This is a genomic window from Microbacterium sp. EB106-03-03-XG65 (genome assembly GCF_058791955.1).
Window position 1 is genome coordinate 2,022,383 of the sequence record NZ_JBYTEB010000001.1, and the last position, 16,985, is coordinate 2,039,367.

17 protein-coding genes and 1 pseudogene are annotated in these 16,985 nt (G+C 67.6%); 13 read left to right on the forward strand and 5 right to left on the reverse strand.

Annotation, left to right across the window (positions count from 1 at the left end):
- The first annotated feature begins 12 nt into the window (after positions 1-12).
- Positions 13-1,938, forward strand: a complete 1,926-nt coding sequence (locus tag AC3WS6_RS09465; protein ID WP_492500775.1) for a GDSL-type esterase/lipase family protein — start codon at positions 13-15, stop codon at positions 1,936-1,938.
- A gap of 33 nt (positions 1,939-1,971) precedes the next feature.
- Here the strand turns inward: AC3WS6_RS09465 and AC3WS6_RS09470 are convergent, their stop codons facing one another.
- On the reverse strand, positions 1,972-3,282 hold the full coding sequence (locus tag AC3WS6_RS09470) for a UDP-glucose dehydrogenase family protein (protein WP_492500776.1): 1,311 nt from the start codon (positions 3,280-3,282) through the stop codon (positions 1,972-1,974).
- Between the two features lie 363 nt (positions 3,283-3,645).
- Between AC3WS6_RS09470 and AC3WS6_RS09475 the strand changes: the two genes are divergently transcribed.
- The 5 genes from AC3WS6_RS09475 (at position 3,646) to AC3WS6_RS09495 (ending at position 9,107) form a co-directional block, all read left to right on the forward strand.
- Positions 3,646-5,922: a polyribonucleotide nucleotidyltransferase gene (locus AC3WS6_RS09475; RefSeq protein WP_492500777.1), complete on the forward strand. Its 2,277-nt coding sequence runs from the start codon at positions 3,646-3,648 to the stop codon at positions 5,920-5,922.
- Positions 5,923-6,138: 216 nt separating this feature from the next.
- The gene (locus tag AC3WS6_RS09480) at positions 6,139-7,167 is read left to right on the forward strand and encodes an aldo/keto reductase (protein WP_492500778.1); all 1,029 of its coding nucleotides are present in this window, start codon (positions 6,139-6,141) and stop codon (positions 7,165-7,167) included.
- Positions 7,168-7,246: 79 nt separating this feature from the next.
- The gene (locus AC3WS6_RS09485; RefSeq protein WP_492500779.1) at positions 7,247-7,849 is read left to right on the forward strand and encodes a histidine phosphatase family protein; all 603 of its coding nucleotides are present in this window, start codon (positions 7,247-7,249) and stop codon (positions 7,847-7,849) included.
- 83 nt (positions 7,850-7,932) lie between these two features.
- Positions 7,933-8,673 (forward strand): 4-hydroxy-tetrahydrodipicolinate reductase, encoded by a 741-nt coding sequence (dapB, locus tag AC3WS6_RS09490; RefSeq protein ID WP_492500780.1) that lies wholly within the window; start codon positions 7,933-7,935, stop codon positions 8,671-8,673.
- Complete coding sequence (locus AC3WS6_RS09495) at positions 8,673-9,107, forward strand: hypothetical protein (protein ID WP_492500781.1); 435 nt, start codon at positions 8,673-8,675, stop codon at positions 9,105-9,107. The genes dapB and AC3WS6_RS09495 overlap by 1 nt, the downstream gene beginning before the upstream one ends.
- Before the next feature lie 7 nt (positions 9,108-9,114).
- Here the strand turns inward: AC3WS6_RS09495 and AC3WS6_RS09500 are convergent, their stop codons facing one another.
- The 3 genes from AC3WS6_RS09500 to AC3WS6_RS09510 all read right to left on the reverse strand — a co-directional run bounded on the left by AC3WS6_RS09500 (position 9,115) and on the right by AC3WS6_RS09510 (position 10,628).
- Positions 9,115-9,540: an OsmC family peroxiredoxin gene (locus tag AC3WS6_RS09500; RefSeq protein ID WP_492500782.1), complete on the reverse strand. Its 426-nt coding sequence runs from the start codon at positions 9,538-9,540 to the stop codon at positions 9,115-9,117.
- An 85-nt stretch (positions 9,541-9,625) separates the two neighbouring features.
- Positions 9,626-10,192, reverse strand: coding sequence for a DUF4395 domain-containing protein (locus AC3WS6_RS09505; protein ID WP_492500783.1), 567 nt, complete (start codon positions 10,190-10,192; stop codon positions 9,626-9,628).
- 22 nt (positions 10,193-10,214) lie between these two features.
- Positions 10,215-10,628 carry a thioredoxin family protein gene (locus AC3WS6_RS09510; RefSeq protein WP_492500784.1) on the reverse strand — a complete coding sequence of 138 codons (414 nt, stop codon included), beginning with the start codon at positions 10,626-10,628 and terminating at the stop codon, positions 10,215-10,217.
- Positions 10,629-10,722: 94 nt separating this feature from the next.
- On the opposite strand from AC3WS6_RS09510, the gene AC3WS6_RS09515 reads away from it, so the two are divergent.
- From AC3WS6_RS09515 to AC3WS6_RS09525, 3 genes are read left to right on the forward strand one after another with little or no spacing between them, the layout of a single operon-like run.
- On the forward strand, positions 10,723-11,532 hold the full coding sequence (locus AC3WS6_RS09515; protein ID WP_492500785.1) for a thymidylate synthase: 810 nt from the start codon (positions 10,723-10,725) through the stop codon (positions 11,530-11,532).
- Positions 11,529-12,005, forward strand: a complete 477-nt coding sequence (locus tag AC3WS6_RS09520) for a dihydrofolate reductase (RefSeq protein ID WP_492500786.1) — start codon at positions 11,529-11,531, stop codon at positions 12,003-12,005. The genes AC3WS6_RS09515 and AC3WS6_RS09520 overlap by 4 nt, the downstream gene beginning before the upstream one ends.
- Positions 12,005-12,766 carry an SDR family NAD(P)-dependent oxidoreductase gene (locus AC3WS6_RS09525; RefSeq protein WP_492500787.1) on the forward strand — a complete coding sequence of 254 codons (762 nt, stop codon included), beginning with the start codon at positions 12,005-12,007 and terminating at the stop codon, positions 12,764-12,766. Before AC3WS6_RS09520 ends, AC3WS6_RS09525 begins: the two co-directional genes overlap by 1 nt.
- Positions 12,767-12,811: 45 nt before the next feature.
- On the opposite strand, the gene AC3WS6_RS09530 is transcribed toward AC3WS6_RS09525, so the two are convergent.
- Positions 12,812-13,351 carry an NUDIX domain-containing protein gene (locus AC3WS6_RS09530; RefSeq protein WP_492500788.1) on the reverse strand — a complete coding sequence of 180 codons (540 nt, stop codon included), beginning with the start codon at positions 13,349-13,351 and terminating at the stop codon, positions 12,812-12,814.
- A gap of 43 nt (positions 13,352-13,394) precedes the next feature.
- Here AC3WS6_RS09530 and AC3WS6_RS09535 point away from each other — a divergent pair.
- The 4 genes and pseudogenes from AC3WS6_RS09535 to AC3WS6_RS09550 all read left to right on the forward strand — a co-directional run.
- Positions 13,395-13,595, forward strand: a pseudogene (locus AC3WS6_RS09535) (EF-Tu/IF-2/RF-3 family GTPase); the annotation flags it as partial.
- A 29-nt stretch (positions 13,596-13,624) separates the two neighbouring features.
- Entirely contained in the window at positions 13,625-14,602 is a 978-nt protein-coding gene (dapA, locus tag AC3WS6_RS09540; protein ID WP_492500789.1) for a 4-hydroxy-tetrahydrodipicolinate synthase, read from the forward strand.
- 68 nt (positions 14,603-14,670) lie between these two features.
- Positions 14,671-16,347: a ribonuclease J gene (locus AC3WS6_RS09545; RefSeq protein WP_492500790.1), complete on the forward strand. Its 1,677-nt coding sequence runs from the start codon at positions 14,671-14,673 to the stop codon at positions 16,345-16,347.
- A 70-nt stretch (positions 16,348-16,417) separates the two neighbouring features.
- The gene (locus AC3WS6_RS09550; protein WP_492500791.1) at positions 16,418-16,912 is read left to right on the forward strand and encodes a GNAT family N-acetyltransferase; all 495 of its coding nucleotides are present in this window, start codon (positions 16,418-16,420) and stop codon (positions 16,910-16,912) included.
- Positions 16,913-16,985 lie beyond the last annotated feature (73 nt).

Here is a 16,985-nt window from a genome sequence, read left to right on the forward strand (position 1 = left end):
AGAGTCGCGATCGTGACAGAGTCCTTCCTTCCGCACATGAACGGTGTCACCGGATCCGTGCTGCAGATCCTCCGACACCTCGAACGCACAGGCCACGAGGCGCACGTGATCGCGCCGGATGCCGTCGGGATGCCTGCGGAGCTCCACGGAGCCCCCGTCGAACCCGCACCCAGCCTCGCGCTTCCGGGATATCGCAGCGTGCGCGTGGGGACCTCGTCCGCGCACCAGGTGGCGGCATCGCTGCGGCGTTTCCGGCCGGACGTCGTGCACCTCGCCTCACCCTTCGCCCTCGGCTGGCGAGGCGCGCTCGCCGCCGAGCACCTCGGGGTGGCCGCCGTCGCGGCCTACCAGACCGACGTCGCGGCATACACGCAGAGGTATCGCATGCCCGTGGCGACGGGGATCGCCGAAGCTCATATCGCGCGCCTCCATCGGCGGGCGACCATGACGCTCGCGCCGTCGGGAGACTCCGCACAGCAGCTCGCGGCGCTCGGGGTGGATCGCATCCGCCGATGGGGGAGAGGCGTCGACGCCGAGCGCTTCCAGCCCGAGCGGCGCAGCCCGACTCTGCGCGCAGAGTGGGGTGACGAGGTCGTCATCGGCTACGTGGGTCGACTCGCACCGGAGAAGCAGGTCGAGGATCTGGCGGTCCTTCACGCCATCCCCGGCACGCGCGTCGTGATCGTGGGCGACGGGCCGAGCAGGCCACGACTCGAGCTCCTGATGCCCCGTGCCCGCTTTCTCGGGCACCTCGAGGGGCACGAACTGGCGGCGGCGATGGCATCCTTCGACGTATTCGTGCACCCGGGAGAGAGCGAGACCTTCGGGCAGACGCTGCAAGAGGCACACGCCAGCGGGGTACCCGTCGTCGCCACCGGTCACGGAGGTCCCCTGGGGCTCGTGCGCATGGGGATCGACGGATGGCTGTATCGCCCGGGTGACGCCGACGACCTCCGTATGCGGGTGACCGACCTCGTCGGGGACGAGCGCAAGCGGCGGGCTTTCGGCGCGGCGGGACGCGCGGCGGTGCAGGGGCGGAGTTGGACGAACGTCTGCGACCAGCTGCTCGGACATTTCGAAGAAGCACGAGATCTCCGGCGCGTGGACGCGGGGCTTCGCGCTCGCCGCCTGACCCGCCCGGAACCCGGTGCCCGGGTGGAGGCGCGCACCTGGCGCCGCTACGTCGCGCTCGGCGACTCGCTCACCGAGGGATTGTGCGATCCCGGCCCGGACGGTGCGCTGCGCGGATGGGCGGACCGCCTCGCACTGCTGCTGGCGGCGCGGGGCGGACTTCATTACGCGAACCTGGCCGTCCGGTCGAAGCGCGTGCGCGATGTGTGCGGCCCTCAGCTGTCCACTGCGCTCGAGCTCCGACCCGATCTCGTGTCGATCCTCGTCGGGGCCAACGACCTCGTGAAGTCCACCGTGGACGTGCGCGCGCTCGCCGTCGATCTCGAGAGAGCGGTCATCCGACTCCGCGACACCGGCGCCGACGTGGTGCTCGTCACCCCGTTCTTGCCCCGCCGCAGGGCCGCGTCCCTCTACACCAGGAGGTTTGCGGCGTTCGCCACGGCCCTTTCCGGCATCGCTGGGCGCACCGGCGCGATCCTCATCGACACCGACCTGTACACGGCGCTTCCTGACCGCCCGAACTGGGGAGAGGACCTCGTGCACCTCAGCAGCCGTGGACACAGGTTCCTCGCCTACCAGGTCGGCGAGGTGCTCTCCGTGCCGCACGCCGATGCGCTCGGCGTGCTCGATGCAGCGCTGCATGAGAACGAGCCGATCGGAGCTGGACTCTGGTGGCGACGGCACGCACTGCCTTGGGTCTGGCGGCGGATGCACGGTCGGGCGGCCGGCGATGGGCGCGTCGCGAAGCACGACGACTACGTGTATCTCGGGAGATCGAGTGCTCCGCGCGACGTCAGCGTGAGCTGAGTCGCATGCGGTCGACGTGAGCGGCGAGCGGGATCAGCGCCGCCCCATGCCGTGGTACTTCCAGCCGGCGGCGCGCCACGCAGCGGCATCCAGGCAATTCCGACCGTCGACGATCACGCGTCCCGCCACGAGGGATCCGGCATGTTCGGGAGAGAGGTCTCGTCGGTAGTGATCCCACTCTGTGACGAGCACCACGGCATCCGCATCCTGCAGAGCTTCATCGCGCACCGTCGTGTAGCCCAGCTGCGGGTGCGCGACCCGCGCGTTCTCGACCGCCGCAGGATCAGTCACGATCACATCCGCGCCCAAGCCACGGAGTCGTACGGCCACATCCAGCGCCGGGGAATCTCTGATGTCATCGCTGAACGGCTTGAACGCTGCTCCGAGCACGGCGATCCGTCGACCGAAGACCAGGCCGCCGAGCGCATCGACGACGAGTTGCACCGCCCTGTCGCGGCGCCGGAGGTTGATGGAGTCCACTTCGCGGAGGAAGCCGACGGCCTCGCCGCGTCCGAGCTCCTCGGCCCGTGCCGCGAAGGCGCGGATGTCCTTCGGAAGGCACCCGCCGCCGAACCCGATGCCTGATCCCAGGTACCGGTGGCCGATGCGGGTGTCATGGCCGAGCGCATCCGCAAGCATGGCGACGTCGGCGCCCGACGCCTCCGCGATCTCGGCCATCGCGTTGATGAACGAGATCTTCGTGGCAAGGAACGCGTTGGCGGCGCTCTTGACCAGCTCGGCCGTGGCGAGGTCGGTCACGAGGAACGGCGTCCCTGCATCGACCGCAGGACGATACGCCTCTCGGAGCAGAGCGGCTGCCCGATCGCCGGCGCCTCCGTGCGCGACTCCCACCACGATCCGGTCCGGCGCGATCGTGTCCTGCACTGCCCATCCCTCACGGAGGAATTCGGGATTCCACACCAGAGTCGCACCGGTGGCGGCGATACCGTCTGTCAGCCGTTCCGCGGTGCCGACCGGCACGGTCGACTTTCCGGCGACGACATCGCCCGGGCGCAGGTGCGGCAGCAGTGAGGAGACGGCGGCTTCGACGAAACGGAGGTCCGCGGCGTGGCCGCCTGCCACTTGCGGAGTACCGACCGCGAGGAAGTGGATGTCCGCGCCGACCGCCTCCGACATGCAGCTGCTGAAGCGCAAGCGTCCCGATTCGAGCCCGTCCTGCAGGAGTTGCTCCAGTCGAGGCTCGAAGAACGGTGCTGTACCGCTGGCGAGCATCGCGACCTTCGCCTCATCGACGTCGATTCCGACGACATCGTGCCCGATCGAGGCCATGGCGGCCGCGTGGACGGCACCGAGGTAGCCGCAGCCGATCACTGACATGTACATGCTCCCAGACCATCGGACGCCTCTCGCACGGTGGTATCCCGGTCATGAACGGCGAGTGTCGGGGGAGTGTCCGATTCGGGTGATCGCGCATGACCGACGACTTTCAACGCCTCGCTGATAGGCTGGAGGAGGTCGTCGTATGTCGGCCGCACAACTTCATATCGACTCATGGAGCGATCGGCGGAGAGCTGGTCCCCTGTGGTGGGTTCCTCGGCGAGACGTCGGGTGGCTTTCTACTGGTGGCCAGCGCAGGTGAGATTCGCGGGAATGCCCGCGCGCCCGTATCCGGCCGGATCCGCTCCTTCATGAATGCGCTCGCGCGTCACACGGATTCGCGAGTCTAAACAAAGAAGGAGAGACCTCTTGGAAGGTCCTGAAATCACCGCCACCGAGGCCGTTCTCGACAACGGCCGCTTCGGCACCCGCACCATCCGCTTCGAGACCGGCCGCCTCGCGCAGCAGGCTCAGGGCGCAGTCGCCGCGTACCTCGACGGCGAGACCATGCTCCTCTCGGCCACCAGCGCCGGCAAGCACCCGCGCGAGGGCTTCGACTTCTTCCCGCTGACGGTGGACGTCGAAGAGCGTTCGTACGCAGCGGGCAAGATCCCCGGCTCGTTCTTCCGTCGTGAGGGTCGCCCGTCGACCGAGGCGATCCTCGTCTGCCGTCTGATCGACCGTCCGCTGCGTCCGTCGTTCGTCGACGGCCTGCGCAACGAGGTCCAGATCGTCATCACCGTCCTGTCGATCGCTCCCGGCGAGTTCTACGACGCCCTGGCGATCAACGCGGCTTCGGCCTCGACGCAGATCTCGGGTCTCCCGTTCTCGGGTCCTGTCGCCGGTGTGCGCCTCGCGTTCATCCCCGGTCACGGCGAGCACGCGGACCAGTGGGTCGCGTTCCCGACGGCCGAGCAGGTCAGCGAGGCCGTGTTCGACCTGATCGTCGCCGGTCGTGTCGTCACGAAGTCCGACGGCACCGAAGACGTCGCGATCATGATGGTCGAGGCTGAGGCCACCGAGGGCAGCTGGAACCTCATCAAGGCCGGCGCCACCAAGCCCGACGAGGCCGTCGTCGCGCAGGGCCTCGAGGCATCGAAGCCCTTCATCGCTCAGCTCGTCAAGGCTCAGGCCGAGCTCGCCGCGACCGCGTCGAAGGAGCCGGGTGTGTACCCGGTCTTCCCGCCGTACTCCAGCGAGGTCTACGACTTCGTGGCCGAGCGCTCCTACGACGACCTGGTGAACGTCTACCAGATCGCCGACAAGCAGGAGCGTCAGAGCAAGGACGACGAGGTCAAGGACCGCGTCAGGGCGCAGCTCATCGAAGCGGTCGAGGCCGGCAACCTGCCTGCCGGAGCCCCGCTCGAGTTCTCCGCGGCGTACAAGTCCGTCACGAAGAAGATCGTCCGCGGCCGCATCCTCACCGAGAGCGTGCGCATGGACGGTCGCGGCCTGGCCGACATCCGTCCGCTCGACGCCGAGGTGCAGGTCATCCCGCGCGTCCACGGCTCGGCGATCTTCCAGCGCGGTGAGACCCAGATCATGGGCATCACCACGCTGAACATGCTCAAGATGGAGCAGCAGATCGACTCGCTGTCGCCCACGACGAGCAAGCGCTACATGCACCACTACAACTTCCCGCCCTACTCGACCGGTGAGACCGGCCGGGTCGGTTCGCCGAAGCGTCGCGAGATCGGGCACGGCTTCCTCGCCGAGCGCGCACTCGTGCCGGTGCTGCCCAGTCGTGAGGAGTTCCCCTACGCGATCCGTCAGGTCTCCGAGGCTCTGAGCTCCAACGGCTCGACGTCGATGGGATCCGTCTGCGCGTCGACCCTGTCGCTGCTGAACGCGGGTGTGCCTCTGCGCGCAGCCGTCGCCGGCATCGCGATGGGACTCGTCTCCGATGAGGTCGACGGAGAGACGCGCTACGCCGCCCTCACCGACATCCTCGGTGCCGAGGACGCACTGGGCGACATGGACTTCAAGGTCGCCGGTACGAGCGAGTTCGTCACGGCCATCCAGCTCGACACGAAGCTCGACGGCATCCCGTCGTCGGTGCTCGCCGGCGCGCTGACCCAGGCTCGCGACGCGCGTCTCACGATCCTCAACGTCCTGAACGCCGCGATCGATGCTCCTGACGAGATGGCGCCGACCGCGCCCCGCGTCATCAGCGTGCAGATCCCGGTCGACAAGATCGGTGAGCTGATCGGCCCGAAGGGCAAGACGATCAACGCGATCCAGGATGAGACCGGCGCGCAGATCTCCATCGAGGAGGACGGCACCGTCTACATCGGCGCGACCGACGGCCCCTCGGCCGAGGCCGCCCGCGCCCAGGTCAACGCGATCGCCAACCCGACCAACCCGGAGGTGGGCGAGCAGTTCCTCGGAACCGTCGTGAAGATCGCGACGTTCGGTGCGTTCGTCTCGCTTCTTCCGGGCAAGGACGGCCTGCTGCACGTCACCGAGGTGCGCAAGCTCGCCGGTGGCAAGCGCGTCGAGAACGTCGACGACGTCCTGTCGGTCGGTCAGAAGATCCTCGTGAAGATCACGAAGATCGACGACCGCGGCAAGCTGTCGCTCGAGCCCGTGCTCGACGACGCTCCCGCAGCGGACGCAGCACCTGCTGAAGAGGCCGCCGCCGAGTAATCGCAGCGCTTCGATACGAGGCCCGGGTTCGTCCTCACGGACGGCCCGGGCTTCGTCGTATCCGATGTGACCAAACCGTTACGGGAAGTTCTCCCGCCGTTCCGCAGATTGGTCGGAGCATCGACGGTTCTCGAATACCCTCGAATTACGCACCGGGGGGTGCACCGATGGCAGTGACGCAGATCAGCTCGCGCTGATCGATGCGGGGGTGAGGAAATGCGGTTGTTCAGCGTAGGCGCAGGAACGACTCCCGAGCGCGCACACGCAGAGCCTGACACGCATCCCTCTGCGCCGATCCCGATCGTGGGCCCAGGGGTCGGCGAGGGCATCCGAGTCGCACTCGGCGAGACCGGCTTCGACATCTTCCCCCTGATGCTCGGCGCGGCCGAGTTCGGCTGGAACGTCGATCTCGAGACGAGCCACGGAATCCTCGATCGCTACATCGAGTTCGGCGGCAACGCGGTCCACACGGCAGACGGCTTCTCCGGTGGGCGCAGCGAGCACATCATCGGTCAGTGGCTGCGATCCCGCGGACTGCGCGACGACGTTCTGCTCAGCGTTCGCATCGGCGCCCATGCCGACAACCCGGGGCTCGGCTCGACGAACCTCGTCAGGGCCGTCGAAGGGTCGCTGACGCGCCTCGGGGTCGAGCGCATCGACGTGCTCTATCTCGACGCGACCCTCGACGCGACGACGAACCTCGAAGACACGCTCGCGACCGTCGAGTGGCTCGTCGAGGCGGGCAAGGTCGGCGCACTGGGTGCGTACGGCTTCGCGCCCGAGCGTCTGGTAGAGGCGCGGATTCTCGCTTCCGCCGGATACCCCCGCGTCGAAGTCATCGATTCTCCGTACAACCTCATCCGTCGCCAGGGTTTCGAGGGCGACCTCCGACTCGTCGCCGGGGCGCAGAACCTCGCGGTCACTCCTTCGCACGCGCTCGAGCACGGCTTCCTCTCAGGGCGCCACCGCAGCAAGTCATCGACATCTCGCGGCGTTCGCGGGGAACAGCTCCGGGGAAACCTGAATCGGCGGGGCGGCAAAGTGCTCAAGGCGCTCGATCAGGTCGCCGTCGAGCTCGATCTTCCGGTCGCGGCGGTCTCGATCGCCTGGCTTCTCTCGCAGCGGACGGTCGTCGCCCCGATCGTCAACACCTTCGCCGCCGAGCACGTCGATGAGCTGATGCAGGGTGCGGGGGCCGCGTTGTCGCGCGTGCAGATCGCCGACCTGACTCGAGCGGGCAACTGAGCGTCGACACACCGTTGTCACATACCTGGCATAGGGTGGAGTGATCCCGGAGGACGCTGTCGACGAAGCGAGCGAATGAGTGACGCACTACATATATCTGGTCAGGCACGGCGAGCATCAGGATGCCGAGCACGGCCTCACCGACGGCCCGCTCTCTCCGCGGGGGCAGCGCCAGGCCGAGTTGATCGCTGATCGCCTCTCGGGGCTGCCGCTCGACGCGGTGTGGCATTCTCCGCTGCTGCGCGCCAACGAGACGGCGCGCGCTCTCGCCGCGCGACTGCCGTCCGTCGATCCGGAGCCGACTGCTCTGCTGTTCGACTGCGTTCCCACCGGGATGACAGAAGAGACTCCCGCGGCCTACGAGCCGTTCTTCGGATCCATCACAGATGCCGAAGTCGAGGCCGGACGAGCGCAGATGTTCGACGCGGTCAACGAGTTCCTGGTTCGCAAACCGGGCGACGTGCATGAAGTCCTCATCACTCACAACTTCGTGATCTCCTGGTTCGTGCGAGAGGTTCTCGGTGCACCGGAGTGGCGCTGGATGACTCTGAACCAGGCGCATTGCGGGCTCACCGTCATCGCACAGAAGCAGGGACGCCCCTGGACACTGCTCACGCACAACGACACGGCTCACCTGCCCGTGGAGCTGCGCACGGGCATCCCCGATCAGATGCCGGTCTGAGCGGCTCGTCAGGAGTTGCGGCGGGTTCCGCCGCGCCGCGGGGGAGCGGGAGCTGGCACGCTGTCTCGAAATAGACTGAACGCATGACCACGCAGGTAGCACTCGTCGGCGGTACCGGAAAGCTCGGCTCGATCATCCGCACCGTGGTCGATGATCTCGAAGGATTCGAGATCATCCGCGTCCTCGACTCTCGGAGCGACCTCGCCGAGATGGACGGGGCTGATCTGGTCATCGATGCGAGCACTCCGCAGGTCAGTGTCGATGTCGTGCGGGCCGCTGTGGAGCGGGGCATCAATGTGCTCGTAGCCACCTCGGGATGGTCGGCCGAGCGCATTGCGCTCGTGAGACCGCTGGTGGAGGATGCCGGCACCGGAATCGTCTTCATCCCGAACTTCTCCCTCGGCTCGGTGCTCGGCTCAGCGCTCTCTGCGGCAGCCGCGCCGTTCTTCGGCTCGGCTGAGATCGTCGAGGCGCACCACGAGAAGAAGGTCGACTCGCCCAGCGGAACAGCGGTGCGCACGGCCGAGCTCATCGCGGCCGCACGAGCGGACCGCGGGCCGGTGAGCGCTCCCCATGCCGATCAGCGAGCTCGCGGTCAGCAGGTGGGCAGCGTCCCCGTCCATTCCCTTCGCCGACCGGGCGTCATCGCCAAGCAGGAAGTGATCCTCTCGGGCCCGGGCGAATCGCTGACCTTCACCCATGACACGGTCGAGCCCGCTCTCGCGTATGCGCCTGGCATCCGCATCGCCGTTCCCTTCGCTGCCGCGGCCACGGGGGTCGTCGTCGGCTTGGAGAGCATGATCGACATCGGTATCCGGCAGTGATGTCGCGCATCGGCGTCGCCCTCATGGCGGGCGCCCTGCTGGTCTATCTGGCCGTGTGCGTCTGGCTTGCCGTGATGTTCTTCGCCGTCGGAACACCCGTGTCGATCGGTATGGGTATCGCATTGATCGTGCTGGCCCCCATCGGCGGCTGGGCGCTCGTCCGCGAGATGCAGTTCGGGTTCGCCGCCGATCGGCTCGGGCGGGAGCTGGACGCGGAAGGCGGGATGCCGGAGGCCGAGACCGAGCTCACTCCGAGCGGCCGCATCGCGCGGGCCGATGCGGATGCGCTGATCGCTCGATATGCCGCAGATGCCGCTGCCGCGCCCGCCGACTGGCGCGCACGCTACCGCCTGGGAGTCGTGCAGGACGCTGCGGGGCGCCGCAAGGACGCTCGCAGCAGCATCCGCGAAGCGATCCGCCTCGCCCGGGGATGATCCCGGATCAGGCCAGCGTGGCCTCGAGCGTGATCTCGATGCCGGCGAGAGCCTGAGAAACGGGGCATCCGACCTTGGCCTCGGCCGCGATGGTCTGGAACGCCTCCGAGGTGAGGCCCGGTACCACGGCGTTCACGTTCAGGTGGCTTCCGGTGATTCCGACGCCGGGCTTGAAGGTCACGGATGCGCTGGTGATGACGCGCTCCGGGGGAGTGCCGTTCTCGGCCAGGGCATGCGACAGCGCCATGCTGAAGCACGAGGCGTGGGCAGCCGCGATCAGCTCCTCGGGCGTGGTGGTCGTGTCGCTGCCCTCACTGCGTGCCTTCCAGTTGATGGGGAAGGTGCCGAGTTTCGACGAGGAGAAGGCGACGGTGCCCGAGCCCTCCGCGAGGGATCCGGTCCAGGTGGTGGTTGCTTCGCTGGTGACGGGCATGATTCCTCCGGTTCTCGCGCGCCGCGGGATGTGCGCTCGCGTGTGGGGTCAGCCTATCGACCGCGCGCGTCCGGAGGAACCGGGCTCAGGCCGCGGACGCGGCGCGACCGAGGATGCCGGCGCGCTGCAACAGCAGGTAGAGCTGGCAGCCGAGGCAGAAGGAGAATGCGGCGTTGAGGAACGCGGCGACGAAGGCGGCAGCTGTCGCGATCGGGAGCGCCCACGGCACGCCCAGCAGGTGCAGCACCAATCCGATCGTGACGACGACCAGTCCGACGCCCTGCGCGAAGCGGGGCGGACGCGGATCCTCCAGGTCGGTCGGGGGAGCGAGGCGTGGTCGGACGAGCCGGCGGAACACGACACCCCACGGGGCCGACTTCGGCGAGACCACGCTCCACAGGAACAGCGCGGCGATCACGACCGTGAGCAGGAACGCCGGGTCCAGGGCGCGCTGGCCGGGCGAAGCGGCGACGATCGCCCACGTGTCGGAAGTCAGACCGGCCGAAGCGATCGGCTGGTACGCGAACCAGCCGAAGGACCTGGCCGTAGAGATGCCCGTGAGTCCGAGGAAGGTCGCCACGAGCAGCAGCACGGTCGTGATGGTGGCCGCGAAGCGCGGCCCGCGCGGGTCGATGCCTGCCGGAGTGGTCATCTGGGTTCTGGTCCTTTCAGCCTCAGACGGCAGCGAGTGCGTCTGCGAGGGCGTGTTGATGGGGCACGCCGTGGAATCGCGCGCGGACGGCTCCTGACGCATCGACGACGAAAGTCGTGGGGGTCTGCAGCACCTTGTACCGTGCCGACAGGTCCGGGCGATGAGTCAGATCGACCTCGACATGGTGCAGATCCTCCGCTGCGTCGGCGTAACCCGAGAGCATCCGTCGCACCTGCGGGCAGCGGGCGCACATCTCGGTGCTGAACTGGACGAGGGTGGCGCGAGCTCCCAGCGCGGCGCCTGGTGCATCTGCCGGATCGAATCGCAGATGTCGTCCGCTCTGGCGTCGTCCGTCGACGAGGCGCAGTGCGATTCCGGCCGCGGTGGCGAGCACGACGAGCGCTGCGGCGATTCCGAGGGCGATCGCGGGCGACATGGATCGAGAATACGGCTCGCTGCGGGGAAGAGGGTCGATGTGTCGCACCGTGACGATCGGGCCCGTGGACCCAGGGGCGGGTAGTCTGGCAGACATGAGCGCAGCCGTCCCGACGCCGTATGAAGATCTGCTCCGCGATGTGCTGGAGTCCGGCACGCACAAGTCGGATCGCACCGGGACGGGGACCACCAGTGTCTTCGGTCGACAGATCCGCTTCGACCTGGCGAAGGGGTTCCCGCTGATCACGACGAAGCGGGTGCACTTCAAGTCGATCGCCTATGAGCTGCTCTGGTTCCTGAGAGGCGATTCCAACGTCAAATGGCTGCAGGACAACGGCGTGACGATCTGGGATGAATGGGCCGATGCCTCGGGCGACCTCGGCCCCGTCTACGGAGTCCAGTGGCGTTCGTGGCCGACGCCTGACGGCAAGAGCATCGACCAGTTGAGCGAAGTGATCGAGCAGATCCGAACGTCGCCCGACTCTCGCCGTCTGATCGTGTCGGCCTGGAACCCGGCAGACATCCCCGACATGGCCCTCGCTCCGTGCCATGCGCTGTTCCAGTTCTACGTCGCAGACGGCAAGCTGTCGTGTCAGCTCTACCAGCGCAGCGCCGATCTGTTCCTCGGCGTCCCGTTCAACATCGCCTCCTACGCGCTCCTGACGCTGATGGTCGCGCAGCAGGTGGGGCTCGAGCCGGGTGACTTCGTCTGGACCGGCGGTGACTGCCACATCTACGACAACCACCTCGACCAGGTGCGCGAGCAGCTGTCTCGTGAGCCCTACCCCTACCCGACCCTCCGGCTGACCAGGACGCCCGACTCGGTCTTCGATTACACGTACGACGATTTCGCGGTCGAGGACTACCAGCACCATGCGCCGATCAGGGCGGCGGTCGCGGTATGACCTGGGTCGGCCTGATCTGGGCGGAGGCCCATGACGGCGTGATCGGAGCCGAAGGCGGCATGCCCTGGCATGTGCCCGAGGACCTGGCGCACTTCAAAGACGTCACCTCGGGTGCTCCCGTGATCATGGGGCGAAAGACCTGGGACTCCCTTCCCGAGCGATTCCGTCCGCTTCCTGGGCGGGAGAACATCGTCGTCACCCGCCAGCAGGATTGGCGCGCAGACGGCGCCCAGCGCGCGGCATCCGTCGTCGAGGCGGTGCGCGGCCGTGACAAGGTGTGGATCATCGGAGGCGCCGAGATCTTCCGACTCGTGATCGGCGACGCCGACCGTCTCGAGGTCACCGAACTCGACCTCGACGTCGACGGAGACGCCCACGCGCCGTCCAGAGCCGGATGGCGACGGGTCGATGAGGGGGAGTGGCAGACCTCCCGCTCCGGCGTCCGCTATCGATTCCTGGGTTACGAGCGCTGATGCCCACCGCGCTCATCACAGGAGCCAGTGCCGGCCTCGGCATGGAGTTCGCCCGCGAGCTCGCGCGCCGTCGAGCAGACCTGGTCCTCGTCGCACGGTCTGAGGACGCCCTCGAGAGAGTCGCGGCCGAGCTGCGCAGCGAACACGGCGTCGCAGTCGAGACCCTCGTCGCAGATCTGTCCGTCGACGCCGACGTAGACCGCGTCGCCCAGCGTCTCCGCGACGACGCCGACCCGGTCGATCTGCTGATCAACAACGCAGGTTTCGGGCTGCCGCTGCAGTTCGCCGACAACGATGTCGACGACGAAGTGCGCCATCTCCGTGTCCACGTCGAAGCGTCGATGCGCCTCATGCATGCGGCGCTGGGGTCCATGCGAGGCCGCGGCGGCCGCATCATCAACGTCGCCTCCGTCGCCGGCTTCATCTCTCGATCCACCTACTCGGCCTGCAAGAGCTGGCTCATCGGCTTCAGCCGCTGGGCGAATGTCGAGTACGCGTCTGACAGGGTGAGTGTGACCGCGGTGTGCCCCGGTTTCACGCACACCTCCTTCCACGAGCGGATGGGCCTTGCTCAGGGGAACGAAGGTGTCCCGGACTTCCTGTGGCTCGATGCGCGCGATGTCGTCCGTGAAGGGCTGCGCGACGCGGCGCGGGGCAGGGCGGTCTCGATCCCGTCGCTGCGGTACAAGGCGATCGTGGCGATCGCGAGCCTGCTGCCGAGTGCCCTGACCTCGGGAGTCGCTCGACGCGGCCGTGTCTGACACCGGAGCCCCGGGGCGTTCCGCGCGAGGCGGGTGGGCGTCGACTCAGTGGAATCTGCCCAGCCGGATACCGGCATAGGCGATCGCCGCCACGGTCTCCCCATCGGTGATGCGGCCGTCCGCGATCATCGCCAGGACATCCGCGAACGGCACCCAGGTGACGGCGTCGATCCCCTCCTCCGCACGGGTGTGCGTCGAGTCATCGGCCAGAGCGAGCGTCCGGGCGAGGAAGACGTGCTCGGGAGCGTGGGCGATCCCGTTCAGGGCATTCATGGTGCCCAGCGGCGTCCAATCCGCGGCGATGAACCCGGTCTCCTCGAGAAGCTCGCGCTGTGCGGCGACGAGCGGATCCTCGCCGTCGCTCCCTCCTGCCGGCACCTCGATCGAGACGCCGGTCGTGTAGCGCTCGAGCGTGACGAGGCAGACGCGGTCTTCGTCATCGATCGCGATCACGAAGACCGCCGGATGCTGCATGGTCACGACGCCGTATATCCCGTCACCGGCGGGGCCCGTGACCTGGTCCTCTCGTACCTCGATCCACCGATTCGCGTACACCGTCGAAGACCCGTGTGTGACCCATGCCATGCAAGAGAGCCTATGCGGATCCCTATGATCGACGGGCACGGTTCGCTCGGGCGTGCTGCGCGTCGACGACGACATCGTCGTGCTGCGCGGAGGCGCAATTCAGGCGCAGACGCGGATCACCGGAATCGAGGCCTTCCGGAAGCAGATGGACGAGGCGCACGTCGGGAAGCTGGTCGGTCTGGTGCTCCGAGACAACACCGCGATCGCTCACGGGGATGTCATCCGCGCCGCCTCGTCTGCGTGAGCGGTAGCCGAACCGATACGCTGGAGGGCATGACGCACTCGGGCAACCCTTTCGGACAGGTCCTCGTCGCGCTCGTCACTCCGATGACGGCCGACGGCGAAGTCGACTGGCCCGCCGTCGAGAAGCATATCGATGACGTCATCACCGCTGGTGCTGACGGCATCGTCGTGACGGGAACGACCGGCGAGACCTCCACTCTGACCGACCCTGAGAAGCTCAAGCTCGTCGAGATCGGCAAGTCGGTCTCCGCCGGCCGCGCGAAGATCATCACCGGCGGCGGATCGAATGAGACCGCTCATGCCATCGAGCTGTACAAGGCGAGTGAGAAGGCCGGGGCCGACGGCATCATGATCGTCACCCCGTACTACAACAAGCCGACCCAGGCGGGCATCCTGACGCACTTCCGTCTCGTCGCCGATGCGACCGATCTGCCGGTGATCCTCTACGACATCCCGGGCCGCACCGGCGTGCCGATCAAGTACGAGACCATCTTGCGACTCGCGAAGCACCCGAACATCCTCGCCGTGAAGGACGCCAAGGGCGACTTCTCCGAGGTCAGCCGCGTCTTGAACCAGACCGACCTCATGTACTTCTCCGGCGACGACGCGAACGTGCTTCCGCACCTCGCGATCGGCGCGACCGGACTGATCGGCGTGACCGCCAACGTCGCGGCGGCCCCGTACCGCACCATCATCGACGCGGTGAATCGCGGCGACCTCACGACGGCGACCGCCGAGCACAAGCGCCTGGAGCCGCTTGTGCGCGCCGTCATGACGCACGTGCCCGGCACAGTCGCGGCGAAGTACATCCTGCACGGACTCGGCCGCATCTCGAGCCCGCGCGTCCGTCTGCCGCTCGTCGGTCCGGAAGAGTGGGAGGCCGCCCTCATCGAGGACGAGCTCGATCTCGTGAAGGACGTTCCGGGCGCAGACTTCTCCAACTTCCGCCCCGACCGCAACGCGGCCGCGGGCGGTGCCCTGCCGAAGGTGCACGGCACAACCCGCTGACACCGGGCGCGGTGAGCCGCGTCACAACGAACGAACGGACGCGTGGAGTGTCCGACTGAGGAGACACCATGTCCATCCCGCTCGCAGAACCCGCAGCACTCGACGAGGGGACGCTGCGGGTCACCCCCCTCGGCGGCCTCGGCGAGATCGGCCGCAACATGACGATCTTCGAATTCGACGGCAAGATCCTGATCGTCGACTGCGGCGTGCTCTTCCCCGAGGAGCACCAGCCGGGCGTCGATCTGATCCTGCCCGACTTCGAGCCGATCAAGGGACGCCTCGACGACATCGTCGGAGTGGTCCTCACGCACGGTCATGAGGACCACATCGGCGCGGTTCCCTACCTGCTCCGCCTCAAGAGCGACATCCCCATCATCGGATCGGGTCTCACTCTCGCCCTCGTCGAAGCGAAGCTCAAGGAGCACCGCATCAAGCCCTTCACCCTGACGGTGAAGGAGGGGCAGCGCGAACAGGTCGGCCCCTTCGACCTCGAGTTCGTCGCGGTCAACCACTCGATCCCGGATGCGCTCGCGGTCGCGATCCGCACCCCCGCGGGGCTCGTCCTCGCGACCGGCGACTTCAAGATGGACCAGTTGCCCCTCGACGGGCGCATCACCGATCTCCGCGCGTTCGCCCGCCTCGGCGAGGAGGGCGTCGACCTCTTCCTCGTCGACTCGACGAACGCCGACGTGCCGGGCTTCACCCCGACCGAGCGCTCGATCGGCCCGGTGCTCGATCAGGTCATCGGCAAGGCACCTCGTCGTGTCATCGTCGCGAGCTTCTCCAGCCACGTGCACCGCGTGCAGCAGGTGCTCGACGCGGCGCACGCGCACGGACGTCGGGTCGCGCTGCTGGGTCGCAGCATGCTGCGCAACATGACCATCGCGGAGGACCTGGGATACCTCAAGGTTCCTGCCGGGCTCCTCATCGACTACAAGAAGGCTCGGGACCTCCCTGACGACAAGATCGTCTACATGTCGACCGGCTCGCAGGGTGAGCCGATGGCAGTGCTCAGTCGTATGGCGAATCTCGATCACGCGATCGAGCCGGGCCCCGGCGACACCGTCATCCTGGCGTCCAGCCTCATCCCCGGAAACGAGAACGCCGTCTACCGCGTGATCGACGGTCTCACCAAGCTCGGCGCGAACGTCGTGCACAAGGCGAACGCCAAGGTGCACGTGTCGGGTCACGCGGCCGCGGGCGAGCTCATCTACTGCTACAACATCCTCCGGCCGAAGAACGTGCTGCCCGTTCATGGTGAGTACCGCCATCTGATCGCCAACGCCAAGCTCGCGCAGGACACCGGCATCGACGCCGAGCGCACGATCATCGCTTCGAACGGAACGGTGATCGACCTGAAGGACGGAGACGCGCGCGTCGCCGGCCAGCTCGATCTCGGATTCGTCTACGTCGACGGCTCGACTGTCGGAGCGATCACGGATGCCGACCTCAAGGACCGCAGGATCCTCGCGGAGGAGGGGTTCGTCTCGGTCATCGTCGTGGTCGACGCCCAGACCGGGCGGATCATCTCGGGGCCCGAGATCCATGCGCGGGGAATCGCCGAGGACGACTCCGTCTTCGACGATGTCACGCCGAAGATCGTCGCGGCTCTCAGAGAGGCATCGGGCAACGGCGTGCGCGACACCCACGCGCTGTCTCAGGTGATTCGCAGGACGATCGGTCGCTGGGTCAACCAGAAGCTGCGACGTCGTCCGATGATCGTTCCGCTCGTCATCGAGGCCTGAGCCTCGGGTGGGCTGCGCACTCACAGCCCACCGACACGAGCCCGAAACGAGAGCGTCCTACCCTCAGGGCATGACGGACGCGTTCTCGATCCGGCCGGCCGTTCAGTCGGACGGAAGCTTTCTCGGCGACATGGTCGTCGAGGCGGCGAACTGGCGCGCGGGTGGGGCGCGTGCGCGGCATGAGATCCTCACCGCCGTCGAGCACCGCAGGTATCTCTCGGGATGGATGCGTCCGGCGGACGCGGGGTTCGTCGCCGTGGATCCAGGCGGGCGATCGATCGGCGCGGCGTGGTACCGGATGCTGTCGCAGGACGATCCCGGCTTCGGCTTCGTCGGCACCGCGGTGCCCGAGCTCATCATCGGTGTCCAGCCGATCTGGAGAGCGCACGGTGTCGGACGCACCCTACTGCGTCGGCTCCTGGTCCACGCCGCGGAGCAGGGGCATCCTCGGATCAGCCTCAGCGTCGAGCAGGACAACTTCGCACGGACGCTGTACCGCTCCGAGGGGTTCGTCGTCTCGAGCACGGCCTCGGGCCGCGACACGATGGTGCATCGGATGTCCTGAGTGCTGTCACATGCGTGAGCAAGACCGCGGAAGGCCGCGTCATTGCGGGCTTTTGTCTGTGGCTGGACGTAAC